We start from the raw sequence: 13350 nt of genomic DNA on the forward strand, positions 1-13350 counted from the left end.
CTTACTGAAAGTGCTTACATTAACGATTATATGCTATTCACCCCCTTTCGTCAACAACAAAAAAGGCCCCTTTATAGGGGCTTTAAAGGGACCCATTTTGCTTTGAAAATGATCGTTTATCCTGCCTTGTTTTCAGTATTATTTCACGTCTTTACCTGTCCAGAGAGATACACGTTCCTTGATCCAAACGGTATATTGTTTCTCCATGTCTACCGCACCTGCTTTATCAAGTTCAGCCAGGAGATCATCATACACTTTGTCGAAGTTCTCAGGTTTGGCAAGGATGGCTTCAGGGATACGTTTACGGATAATGTCCTGCGTTTTCTGGAACGTTACGTTATAATCCGTATCGGAAGGTACAGGCATGTTATATGCTGCGCCCCAATCTTTCAGCTTCAAGTCGTCTTCAGAAGGATAGAAATCTTTCCACGTTGTAATGCCATAGGCTTTCAATGTTTCCTTCTCTGCGGCAGTATAACCTGCTTGGATCTGCTCAGGGAAGTTCGTTGTGTAGTAGTTACCTGTGGAATCTTTGACACCATCGCCATATCTAGCGCTGAAAATGTTGTACATTCCGATACCAGTTTCTTTGGTGAACGCCGAGTTGTCATTGACTTTGCGGTCCTGCACATCAGCAGGGATTACACGGTTGCCATTTTCAACGTTGTAATGTTGGCCTTCAATACCCCAGTTTCTCAACACCTGGCCTTCATCCGAAGCGAGCCAATCCATGAATTTGATAATACGTACAGGGTCTTTTGCCGTTTTCGAAATTCCGATGCCATATCCATCAAATCCAGTTGGTTGGAACGTATGATCCACAATATCCTTGTTGAGGGATACAGAGAAGTGAGCGTACGTATTCTCGCCATTGTTAACGGATTTCAAAGCATTCTCAGCTTCACCATAGTTCCATTCCTGGTCAATCAGCCCCAGTACCCGACCGCTAGCGATTTTGGATTTGTATTGATCGTCCTTCTGCACAAATGTATCTTTGTCGAGAATGCCTTCATTGTACATTTTGTTCAACCAGCGGAAGTATTCTTTCTCCTCTGGACGTTTATAGTGCAGCACCGCTTCATACGTTTCAGGGTTAATGTAATATTCACCGTCATCCGGTCCACCTGTTGCCTGGAAGGCTGGATTCGTTACCGTAATCATAATCTTCCAGTCATCTGCATTCAGCGTCAGTGGAATGGTTGGTTGTCCGTCAATGGTTGGATGTTTTGCATAATATTCTTTCAGAACTTTCTCGTAATCCTCAAGCGTTTTCACTTCTGGGTAGCCGAGTTCTTTCAATACCTTTTGCTGAATCTCGAATCCGCCTGTAGCATCAAACGCAACATTATCTACACCCATGTTTGTTGGGATCGTATAAATGGACTGATCTTCTAAACTGTATTTCAGACGGTTCATTTGGTCCCCATAGATTTTTTTCAGGTTTGGTGCATATTTGTCAATCAGATCTGTCAGGTCAAGCATCGCATCTGCATCCACAAGCTTAGACAAGTTACCTTTAGGATAGATAATATCAGGGTATTCACCGCTGGCAGCCATCAAAGGTATCTTTTGGTCGCCACCATTATTCACATCATACTCCGCTTCAATTGTAACACCTGTTTGTTTCGTAATTTCTTGGCCGACTGCGTCCTTCATGTTGTTCCAGTTTGGACTTGCGTCAGCACCAAAGAACGTAAAAGTAATTGGACTGGTCGTATCCCCTGTATCCGTTGGTGTCTCTGAAGCCGTAGTTCCTCCTCCGCCGCTGCAACCTGCTGTAATAGCAAGAGCGCTGGCTAACAGAAGCATTGCGAATGTTTTTGGTGTTTTGCCCTTCATGTGTAATCCCCCTTATGGATAAAATGAAGCTTAAAATGAAGCTATCTATTGTAGAACAGGCTGACCTGCACATACCGATATCGGGTGATTCTGATTGTAAAACGTTTGATTTTATAACATAAAAAGCGTTTTCTAAAATGAAGTGAAAAACCACACTCTATTCAACAGTTCGGGATGCTATTCCTTGCCCATTCTGACTGAAGAGATTCATGTACAAGTCCTGACAAACCAGTAATGAAAGTGCTTTCATAATTGAATAATAATCCCTCTAAAAGTCCTTGTCAATAGTGAATTCACAAAATTGAAAACGTTTTTCGGAAAACGTTTTAGGTATAAAAAAGAACCCAGTTTCCTGGGCCCTTTCTTTCAAAAAAATCAGTCTGCTAAAACGCATTATTTGCTCTCTTCACCGCTCCACAATTGAACACGGCTTTGGACAAGTTCAGTGTATTGTTTTTCCATGTCCTCTGCTCCGGCTTTGTTAAGCTCAGCAATCATCCCATCATAAATGGCATCGAATTGTTCAGGGGAACTGAGGATCGCTTCTGGAATCCGTTTACGGATAATATCCTGAGTTTTTTGGAAAATAACGTTGTAATCCGAGTCACCTGGAGTCGGCATATTGTACGCTGCTCCCCATGGTTTAACCGGGAACTCATCTTCACTTGGGAACAGATCTTTCCATGTTGTTGCTCCGTATGCTTCGAGTGTCTCTTTCTCCGCATCGGAATAGGCCGCTACAATCTGTTCTGGGAAATTCGTTGTGTAATAGTTATCCGTTGAATCTTTGACACCATCTCCATAGTGACCAGACATATTGGTGTAGAGGCCAATACCTGTTTCCTTCTGGAATACGGCAGCATTGTTCGTTTTTTGGTCCAGCACATCCGCAGGAATCACACGTTTGCCATCTTTCACTTCGTACTGCTTGCCTTCAATACCCCAGTTCATCAGCACTTGACCTTCCTCAGAAGCCAGGTAATCAAAGAATTTAATTGTACGAACCGGGTCCGGATTCGATGTTGTAATCCCTACACCCCATCCAGATACAAAACCAGGGTCCTGGAAGGAATGATCCTTGATATCTTTAGACAGAGTTACCGGGAAATGTGAATAGGTAGCTTCGTCTTTACCCGCTGCTTTCAATGCGTTCTCCGCATCGGAATAACCCCAATCCTGGTCAATGACGCCCAGTACACGTCCACTTGCAATTTTGGATTTGTATTGATCCGTTTTCTGTACAAAGCTGTCCTGATCGAGCAGTCCTTCTGCGTACATATGGTTCAACCAACGGAAATACTCTTTCTCTTCCGGACGTTTGTAATGCAGACTTGCCTCATATGTCTCAGGATCAATGTAGTACTCGCCATCATCGGGCGCGCCTGTTGCGAAGAATGCCGGATTCGTTACGGTAATCATGATTCTCCAGTCATCTGCGTCCAGAGATAACGGAATCGTTGGTTGTCCGTCAATCGTTGGATGTTTCTCCTTATATGCCTTCAATACATTTTCGTAATCTTGGAGCGTACGTACTTCAGGGTATCCCAGCTCTTTCAATACACGCTGTTGAATCCCAAATCCGCCACCTGCATCAAAATACTTCTGGTCTACCGCATAATACGTAGGTAGTACATAAATCCCTTGATCTTCGTTGCTATATTTCAGCCGGTCCATGTAATTACCATACAGCTTCTTCAGATTGGGAGCATATTGCTCGATCAGATCAGTCAGATCGACCATGGCCCCAGCATCCACGAGCTTGCTTAGCTCTCCTTTGGGTGACACGATATCCGGATAATCTCCGCTTGCTGCCATCAAGGATACTTTATCCTGACCACCACTGACGGCAAATTCACCGTTAAGGGTTACTCCTGTTTTCTCTGTAAGGACTTTCCCCACTTCATCCTTCATACCGTTCCAGTTCGGACTGGGATCGACGCTAAAAAAGTCAAAAGTAATCGGAGATGTATCCCCGCTTGTGTCCTTAAACGACGTATCGCCGCTGTTTCCTCCACCGCAACCTGCGAGCAAAGACATCGCAAGCACTGGAGCCAGTGCAATCTTCATTTTGTTTCTTGCCATAATGGTAATCCTCCCGTTTCATATGTCTGTCTATTCGGGACTTTTTTGTCCCTGTCTATAGCTTCATGGATGCACTCCGCAGCCCTATACGGTGAAGCGCAGGCCTAATGGCTGCGCTTCGGGCATCCTGATGCTTCTTTTATAAATGTACGGCCGCTCTATGTGGCAACCTGTACAGACTTGCTTATGCTTTTACTGCACCCAATGTCATACCGCCCACAAAATACTTCTGCAGGAACGGATACACGATCAGGATTGGAACCGTAACAACAATCGTAATTGCCATCTTGATGGATTCCGGTGAAATCTGTGTCATCTGCTGAGCCATGTCATTGGCATTTCGTCCGGCACCTGAACCTTGCTGTGTACTTTGCAGTACTTTCATCAGCTCGTACTGGAGCGTAGTCAGATGAGCCTTCGAACCATTATACAGGTACGTATCGAACCAGGCATTCCACTGGCCTACAGCCAGGAACAACGCGATGGTTGCAAGTACCGGTTTACAGAGCGGCAAAATGATTTTGTAATAGATCTTAAAGTCATTCGCGCCATCCAGCTTCGCAGATTCCTGCAATGCATATGGCAGGCCATCAATGAAGGAACGGATGATGAATACGTTAAACGCACTGATCATACCTGGCAATACATATACCCAGAATGTACCGATCAGGTTCAGGTCACGCATCAGGATGTAAACCGGAATCAAACCACCGGAGAAATACATCGTGAGTGCAAGTGTAGTCGAAACAAATTTTCTCAGTTTGAAGTCAGGCCGACTCAGTGTAAATGCGATCATTGAAGAACTGATCAAGCCGAGTAATGTACCTACAATGGTACGCAGAATGGAAATCTGCAAACCTTGCAGCAATCCTTCGTATTGGAAAATGGTTTTATAGTTCTGCAATGTGAATTCGCGAGGCCACAAGTAAATTCCACCACGAACGGTATCTGTCGAGTTATTGAGCGAGATAGCCAGTACGTTCAGGAATGGATACAGTGTTACAATCAGCACCAGGGTCATCGCGAGGATGTTGAATATATCGAACAGCTTATCGCCCCGAGTAGCATTGAATGCTTTGTTCGCCATAATGTCGTCCCCTCCCTACATGATGCTTTCTTTGGTGAATTTTTTGAACAATCCGTTCGCTGTAAACAGAAGGATGATACTGACAACGGAATTGAATATGCCTATGGCTGTACCATACGAGAATCGTCCCATATTCAAACCATAATTGAGCGCGTATAGATCAAGAACTTCCGAGTAGTCGGTGACCAGACTGTTGCCAAGCAAGAACTGCTTCTCGAAACCGATACTGATCAGATGCCCGATCGACATGATGAAAAGTACGGAAATCGTGGTCCGTATGCCTGGCAGCGTGATGTGCCACATTTGTCTCCAGCGGTTCGCTCCATCCACACGGGAGGCTTCGTAGAGCTCTTGGTCAATACCCGTAATGGCTGCGAGATAGATAATGGCATTCCAGCCCGTTTCTTTCCACATATCTGAAGCGGTTACAATGTACCAAAACAAGTTCCCCTTGGCCATGAACTGGATCGGCTGGTCAATAATGTTTAGGTTTACCAAAAGGTCATTGATAATCCCTCCATCGGTGGAGAGCATCTTGGTAATAATCCCTGCCACTACGACCCAGGATACAAAGTGAGGCAGATATGATACCGTTTGCACGGCACGCTTGAAGAACATGCCTTTCATCTCATTCAAGAGAATCGCAAAGAAAATCGGCACGATAAAACCGATAACCAGTCCCATCAAGCTCATTGCAAGCGTATTTCGAAGTACCAGATAGAAGCGATCATCACTGAACAGCTCTGCAAAGTGTTTAAAACCAACCCACTGTTGATCGCCGAACGATCTGGCCGGTTTATAGTTTTGGAAAGCCATCGTCCATCCCCATAGTGGCAGATAGTTAAATACAAAAACCCAAACTACGAATGGCAATGACATGAGATAGAGATACTTTTGCTGTTTCATGCTGTCCCAAATTCTGTTCCGCCGTTTTTGTGTTGGCTGATTGGGGTCACTGCTTCTTTTCGCGGAAGCGGATTTTTTTGTTAGCGTTTCCATCTCCGTTCCCCCTCCTCTGTTTTATAAAATAATCATACCTGATAGAGCGTTTTCAAAATACCAGCTGGATTTTAGAGAAAATCATATGAAAATTAGATATCCCCCTATAAAATCCGATATTATATCTATAAAATTAGTGATAATGACGCTGTCTATTATTTATTAATGGAATTAAAAGGGAATTTAATTTGAAAATGGTAAATTCCGAAAACGTTTTATAGTAATCGTTTACTTTGCATAAATGGAATAGAAAAAAGGACCTCAAGGGTCCTTCAAATAGACTTTATGTTCGAAAACGTTTTATGACTAATTTGGAGAAATGCCTAGCGACAGAAGCACCTCCACTGAAATCACGGGCTACTCCTATTCCGGCTCTCCAGAAGAATCCTTAGACTGTGATCTGGCAAGCTCTCTAGCATGCTTGTATGCGGAAGGTGATTCCCCTACATACTTCTTGAATTTGCCGTGGAAGTAATCCACGTTGGCATACCCTACTCTTGCGGCAACCTGGTGAACCTTTAACCCTTCGTCTAGCAGTTCCTTCGCCTTCTCCATTCGAACCTTATCGAGAAATGCATTGAAATATTCCCCGGTATGGTTCTTGAACAGCTTGCCCAGGTAACTGCTATTGTAGTTAAATACCTCTGCAAGTACCTCCAGCTTGAGATTTTCACCCGGATTACGACGGATAAATTCAATCATCTGTTTCAGTACCGTATCCTTGCTGCCTCCACCCATGCGCTGAATAAGCCGGTTCAGGTGTTCAGCGGCCATCCCTTTGAGATCCAGCAGCGTTAATTGATGGTAAACCTCCGTAATGAGAACGGAATGCTCCTGCATAATGGATTGCATATGTTGATTGGCTGCCGCAAGTTTGTTAATCGCTAATGAAAACACTTGGGAGAACGCCGTCTTAATCGCTTGTTCTGTCTGGTGATGCGGAACCAGGCGTTCCTCCATCTCGGTCAGCACACGCATCACGGACTCACTGCTCCGAATGTCGAGCGCATAATACAGCTTGTCTGCTAATTCTGCTTCATCCGGTTCACCACTTTCTTCCCCAAGCACTACAACGGGCCCAGACACACCTTCGCTGTTCTCCTCTTCGTTCCATAACATTACGCGTTGTTCCGCAAACAGAAAACGTCTGCCTAATACTCCGTTGGCCTGAGTATAGGAATGTGCGATGTCTGCTGTGGAATTCACAGGTTGACCTGCTGCAACATACATGTGAATATTCCATTCTTCGAGCATGACTTTCAATTCATCGTATAAACTCTGCGCAGATTGTACAGTCAAAATAGCCTCTTTACATAACAATCCCAGTCCGGAATGGAATGAAAAAACAATGCCCCGATCTTTCTGGTCAAAAGCTTCCGCAAGTCTGCGTTTCACCACACTACCACGCTGTAAATCAGGTTCGGCATGCATCTCCACCAGCACAACCTGATACTGCGACCAATTCAACCCTAGAGCATTTGCTTCCATCGTGCCTGCACCTTCCAGGCTATCAAAAAGCAATGCTTCAATCTGGTGCTCCCGGTAGGCTGTATCCTCACCAGCATGGCGGGCCAGTGTTTCCCTCTCTCGTTTCAGCATCACAGAAATCCGCTCCAGCTCACTGATAATCTCCTCTTCATCCACTGGCTTGAGCAGATATCCATCCACGCCAAAACTGATGGCTTTCTTAGCATAATCAAAATCGGCGTATCCACTCAGGATCAGAAAGTGCGAACCCGGATGGGTCTGCCGCACTTCTTCAATGACATCCAGTCCGGTCATGCCGGGCATGCGAATATCAATGATCGTCAGGTCCGGTTGCAGTTCTTCGAAGCGGGTAATGGCCTCACGCCCACTGGCAGCTGTGCCAATCACTTGAAAGCCGTATTGTTCCCAATTAATAATCGTTGTCAATCCTTCACGTATGCTCGGTTCATCATCTACCAAAAATACTTTATACATGCTGGTCTCCTCCTGCTGGCAAGGTGAAAGAAACCTCTGTTCCTTCCCCGTACACACTCTTGATCTGTAATCCGTATGGCTCGCCGTAGGTCAACGTTAAACGTTGATGTACGTTACGCATGCCGATCCGGCTCTTCTCCTGCTCTTCCGGTCCACAGATGAACTGCATCACTTCAGCCAGACGCTCTGGTGTAATGCCTGCCCCGTCGTCATCGACTCGCACCTGCACTTCATCTTTCACCAAACGAATATCTATACTCACACGGACCGTGCCCTCTTTATTTTCCAAACCATGCACAATCGCATTTTCAACCAGAGGCTGAATGATCAAAGGAGGGATGTACATCTTCTCCACCTCCGGGTCGATATGGATCTGGAAAGCAAGACGGTCGCCGTAACGGAATTTCTGAATTTCCAGATAAGAACGTACCATCTCCAGTTCGGCTCTGAACGTCGTTTTGCCGCTGCCAATCTCTAGACTCTTACGCATAAGCTTGCCCAGCAATCTGACGATATTGGCAATCTCCGCCTCCCCTTTGATATGGGCTTTCATGCGGATCGACTCCAGTGCATTAAACAAAAAATGAGGATTGATCTGGCTGGCCATCATTTTCAGTTTAATCTCTTTCTGTGCTATTTCCAATTGATTGTTCTGTTCCGTAGCCTCTACCACCTGTGTCATCAGTTCATTAATACTCTTCACCATGTAATTGAACTGCCTGGACAGCTGCCCGATCTCATCATTCCCGTCAATACGGGAGGTGACATTCAGATCACCCAGCGCGAGCTTGTTCAGATGTTTACTCAAGCGTAACAATCGGTTCGACGTTAGAAAGGAAATGATATATACAAGCAGCAAGGCAATGACCAACACAAGCGTAATGAAAAGCATACCGATCATGCTAATGGTATTGGCGTCTTTGACAATATTTTTGGTTGCAAAAACTGAAATGATCTTCAGGCTGTTCATGCTCGATCCAGGACGCAGCTCATCAATGACAATATTGGATGGCTCCCCCCGAAAATCTGCTTCTATTGTGCCTTTGGTCTGATTTTGTAGATCTACACCAAAATCAAGCTCGTCCAGCGTCTTGCCCACTAGTTCGGTATTTTTGGCCGCAACCACATAACCCTGTTCGTCCGTAATCAACGTCTCGAACGGTTCCTGACGTAATAATCCATTCAGCTCATCCTGATTGATTACAATCATCAGCACACCCTCGGTCCTATATTCGGCAAAAGGCACTTTGCGCACCAGACTGAGCTTATGCACCGGATTATCTCCCTTGTCAGGAATATAAAACCAGCCGATGCTCGTCGTTTTAAGTGCCTTTTGGTACCAGTAGCTCTCCTCGGTCTGCTTATCCACCGGAATGAACTCCAGATTGTTGATCAGCGTCGGATTGGTGGAGTAGAACCGGATGCCCGCAACCTCACGGTACAGACGCTTATATTCCTGAAAATCTTTATACGCGAGGTAAGCCGAGGTCAGCTCCACAACGCTTTGGTATCGTTTGTTCACAATTTCCTTCAGTTCATTGTTGAACATCAGAATGTTGGAAATATCCGTAGGCACACGCAGTAGTGTGATGGTCTGACTCTTGACCTTGTCCACGTTGTTGATCGTCTGTCCAATGGCATTGTCCAGCGCCTGCTTGCGAAAGTATCCGGTTACAGCAAGTCCAATAATCAGTACCGGAATCATGACGACAAGTACATAGGATATGAGCAATTTATGCTTTAATTTAAGATTATTGGATGTTCGTATGAGCCTTCTAAACATATCTGCACCTTCCGTCGCTTATAAGCGCTTACATATAAAGGTCAGTACATATTACGTCTGCCCTTCCAATTTATCATACCACATAACAGCAAAAGCCCTGCAAGAGGGCTTCAAAAAAAAGGGCTGTATGCTGAATGATAAAACAAACAATATGCTTATATAGGTCATTCTAATGTAGGAAGGAAGTCAGAAGCTTATCGGCTGCGTGTTGAGCGGAATCCATGTCCTTTGGCACGCAGCGCGACAGTTAGAGCCACAAGGGATAGAAGCAGAATAGCCCAGGAAAAGGACGAAGCTCCCCATTGATTCAGAAGTACACCTCCCGCCAATCCGCCAATGGCAATAGCCAGATTCCAGACGGTCGTATTAATCGGCATAACGATATCCACACCCTGCTCCCCGGCTGCTTGGGCAAGCGCGGTCTGCAACAGTGTAGCCGCGCCACCAAATGTGAGACCCCACAGCGCAACAGAACCTAAGACAACGGCAGCGTGCTCACTCCAAAGACCCAATACAAGTGAGATCAGCGCAAAGCCCGCAAGACTTATGAGAACCAGCATACGCAACCACCGATCAATCAGAATGCCTGTAATCCAGATGCCTACCAATGCCATTAGGCCAAACACAAGTAACATGAATCCAACCTTTGATTCCAGACCAACATTGGCGAGGAAAGGAGCAATATACGTGTACAGAATATTATGAGCCAGCATCCAGGTCAGTACGACCGCCAGAATGGGAATTACGCCTGGGGTCAGCAGCACTTTTAATGAAGAAATGCGTTGATCAGCAGACTGTCCCGGATAATCAGGTACTTTCCAGAGCACCCAGAAAATCAGTACAAACGCCAGCAATGACATTAGCCAAAATACCGAGCGCCAGCCCATATAGGAACCCAGCAGTGTACCTGCCGGAACACCGAACGATAAGGCAATCGGTGTACCGATCATCGCAACAGCCATGCCCCTGCCCTTGAGATGGTCAGGCACCATCCGCAGCGCATAACCGCCAATTAGGCCCCAGGAGACGCCAGCTGCAACACCGGCAAAAAAACGAGCGCCAAGTGTCAGTACATAGTTGGACGAGAGGGCTGTAATGGTCTTGAAGACGAGAAAACCGATAATCGCTAGAAGTAAAAGCGGTCGGCGTCGCCAGCCTCTTGTCAGCACGGCCACAGGTATGGCGGCAATCAACGATCCAACTGCATAAAATGTGACAAGCTGCCCTGCCCCTGCCTCAGAGACCTGCAGTCCTTCCTTGATTTGCGGCAGCAGCCCCGCCGGAAGTGTTTCAGTCATGATGGCTACAAAGCCAGCCATAGCCAAGGCTAGCAGTCCTAACCACGGGAAGCGTAGAGAATATCTATCGGACATCTGTGCAGCTCCTTTTCAGATAATATAGGTCAACAATCGAATTGTGGATCGATCATTCCTTATATTATCCACCCCCTTCCAACTTGTCAACGACTTTTGGATCGATTAGTATATAATTAAGAAAAACAAGGGGGAATCTCTTATGGCAAGAACCGGACGTCCGCGCATTTTTGATCGGGAAGAAGCCTTATTACAGGCAATGATGCTCTTTTGGGAACAAGGATTCGAGGCCACCTCATTGCTTCAGCTACGAGCGGCCATGGGGGATATTTCTGCTGCCAGCTTCTATGCGGCCTTTGAGTCCAAAGAAGCTCTGTATAAAGAAGCGGTAGAACGATATATGGGTACGTTTGGACGCGTAACGGAAAGCTTCTCGGATCTTACGCTGTCTCCAAGAGAAGCGATTGAAACAACTTTAAAAAGTACCGCCAAAATGCAAACAGACAGCACCCATCCATCCGGCTGTTTAATTGTGCTGTCAGCCAGCACATGTTCTTCCAGAAACAATCATATTCGTGATATCGTCGCTGAGAAAAGAAAGCTGACTCGCGGCCGTCTGCAGGCATGCATCCAGCGTGCTGTGGAGATCGGTGAACTGCCAGCCTCCACTGATGTATCCATGTTGACCACCGTTTTTGATACCTTTATGCAAGGTATTTCTACACAAGCCCGGGACGGCGTCCCTTTTGCAACGCTTGATCAGGCCATCACGAAAATTATGGGCATCTGGAATCTGGCTCAACAGCCTGCCTGACCTGATTACTGCTTTTTCTTACTGACGATGGTGTAAAAAAAGCCAAAAGGCACTCCCATGATTGGAAGTGCCTCTTAAGTATAGAGTTTTCTCATTTGCATTATGGACGCGGAGTGTCTACCCCATTCAAAATTAACTTGGGATGAATATCTGCGCTCAGCGAAGCGGAAACTGCACAATACTTCTCTTCAGCCATTTGGATGGCTTTCCAGATCCGGTAATCCGGGATATCGCCGTCTACTTTGAAAATCAGATCAATGGATGTGAAGCCTTTTGGCATGCCTTCACTGCGAGTACCTTGTGCTTCAATCTCAATACCAGTAATTTTGTCCAGGAAAGCGTCCAGAATCATCGTGATATCGATCCCCATACAGCCTCCGAGACCTGCCAGTAACAATTCCATGGGTGTAGCACCCTTGCTGTCACCACCATAGGCAGCTGTGGCATCCATGCCAACCGCGTAGCCAGAGGGTCCTTCGGAAGTAAACGCGCGTTTGCCTTTCCATACAGTTGTTACATTCATGATGTTTATCCTTCTTTCTTAGAATAGTTTACGCTCTGCAGATATCCGTTCCGGGTACGGATCGTTCTTCCGATCGCTGTTGTCTCCAAATGTTTTTGATCTATTCCCATAAAGGATAACATTCGGAGACAAAGGCGAACGCTACGCTTCTTCAGAATCGATTCCGTCCCCTTCACTCAGACTGCTTATCTCTGAGAATTCTTAGAATTCAGTAATTTGCTGCAAAAATCTGCGTGTACGCTCCTGCGTTGGATGTTCAAAAAAAGCCTGTGGACTTGCTTCTTCCACGATCGATCCATCCGCCATAAAGACGATTTTGTTCGCCACATTCCGGGCAAACTTCAATTCATGCGTGACCACCAGCATCGTCATGCCTTCCTGTGCCAGCTCCTTCATAACGGAGAGTACTTCCCCCACCAGTTCAGGATCAAGGGCTGAGGTTGGCTCGTCAAACAGCATCACTTCTGGCTCCATGGCAAGTGCGCGAGCAATTGCCACACGCTGCTGTTGTCCACCAGACAAACGGGATGGATATGCATCCTGCTTGTCCGACAGCCCGACCCGATCCAGCAGAATCCGGCCGCGTTCGGCCGCTTCGTCCCGCTTGATTTTTTTCACTGTCACGAGACCTTCCATCACATTGCCAAGCACCGTCTTGTGCGGATACAGGTTGAACTGCTGGAATACCATACCGGTCTGCCGACGGATTTCTAACACCCGTGCCCGCTGGATTCGCTGCGAGTCGGCACTGTCCACTACCACTCCATTGACTTCAATCTTCCCGCCAGAGAGCTCTTCCAGACCGTTCAGACAGCGCAACAACGTACTTTTGCCTGATCCACTGGGTCCCAGCAGTACAACAATATCTTTTGCATCGACATGCAAATCTATATTTGTGAGAACTTCATTTTTCCCAAAACGTTTGGTCAATCCTGTCGTTGTAATCAT

General features: G+C 46.1%; 10 protein-coding genes. 1 reads left to right on the forward strand and 9 read right to left on the reverse strand.

The genetic code is table 11. The features are described from left to right. Positions 1 to 138 precede the first annotated feature (138 nt). The 7 genes from P364_RS0117685 to P364_RS0117720 form a co-directional block, all read right to left on the reverse strand. Positions 139 to 1839 (reverse strand): ABC transporter substrate-binding protein, encoded by a 1701-nt coding sequence (locus P364_RS0117685; RefSeq protein WP_024631418.1) that lies wholly within the window; start codon positions 1837 to 1839, stop codon positions 139 to 141. A gap of 393 nt (positions 1840 to 2232) precedes the next feature. Beyond that, complete coding sequence (locus P364_RS0117695) at positions 2233 to 3921, reverse strand: ABC transporter substrate-binding protein (protein WP_024631419.1); 1689 nt, start codon at positions 3919 to 3921, stop codon at positions 2233 to 2235. 184 nt (positions 3922 to 4105) lie between these two features. Next, on the reverse strand, positions 4106 to 5008 hold the full coding sequence (locus P364_RS0117700) for a carbohydrate ABC transporter permease (protein WP_024631420.1): 903 nt from the start codon (positions 5006 to 5008) through the stop codon (positions 4106 to 4108). Positions 5009 to 5023: 15 nt separating this feature from the next. After that, positions 5024 to 6007 carry an ABC transporter permease gene (locus P364_RS0117705; protein ID WP_024631421.1) on the reverse strand — a complete coding sequence of 328 codons (984 nt, stop codon included), beginning with the start codon at positions 6005 to 6007 and terminating at the stop codon, positions 5024 to 5026. A 363-nt stretch (positions 6008 to 6370) separates the two neighbouring features. Beyond that, a complete protein-coding gene (locus P364_RS0117710) occupies positions 6371 to 7969 on the reverse strand; it encodes a response regulator transcription factor (RefSeq protein ID WP_024631422.1) in 1599 nt (532 codons plus the stop codon). Next, the gene (locus P364_RS0117715) at positions 7962 to 9752 is read right to left on the reverse strand and encodes a sensor histidine kinase (protein WP_024631423.1); all 1791 of its coding nucleotides are present in this window, start codon (positions 9750 to 9752) and stop codon (positions 7962 to 7964) included. The genes P364_RS0117710 and P364_RS0117715 overlap by 8 nt, the downstream gene beginning before the upstream one ends. Positions 9753 to 9946: 194 nt before the next feature. Beyond that, entirely contained in the window at positions 9947 to 11125 is a 1179-nt protein-coding gene (locus P364_RS0117720; RefSeq protein ID WP_024631424.1) for an MFS transporter, read from the reverse strand. 142 nt (positions 11126 to 11267) lie between these two features. Between P364_RS0117720 and P364_RS0117725 the strand changes: the two genes are divergently transcribed. Then, a complete protein-coding gene (locus P364_RS0117725; RefSeq protein ID WP_024631425.1) occupies positions 11268 to 11879 on the forward strand; it encodes a TetR/AcrR family transcriptional regulator in 612 nt (203 codons plus the stop codon). 100 nt (positions 11880 to 11979) lie between these two features. Here the strand turns inward: P364_RS0117725 and P364_RS0117730 are convergent, their stop codons facing one another. Both P364_RS0117730 and P364_RS0117735 read right to left on the reverse strand, forming a co-directional pair. After that, a complete protein-coding gene (locus P364_RS0117730; protein ID WP_024631426.1) occupies positions 11980 to 12402 on the reverse strand; it encodes an OsmC family protein in 423 nt (140 codons plus the stop codon). 201 nt (positions 12403 to 12603) lie between these two features. Further along, positions 12604 to 13350 (reverse strand): amino acid ABC transporter ATP-binding protein, encoded by a 747-nt coding sequence (locus P364_RS0117735; protein WP_024631427.1) that lies wholly within the window; start codon positions 13348 to 13350, stop codon positions 12604 to 12606.

The sequence above is a fragment of the Paenibacillus sp. MAEPY2 genome (assembly GCF_000499205.1).
GTDB lineage: Bacteria > Bacillota > Bacilli > Paenibacillales > Paenibacillaceae > Paenibacillus > Paenibacillus vandeheii.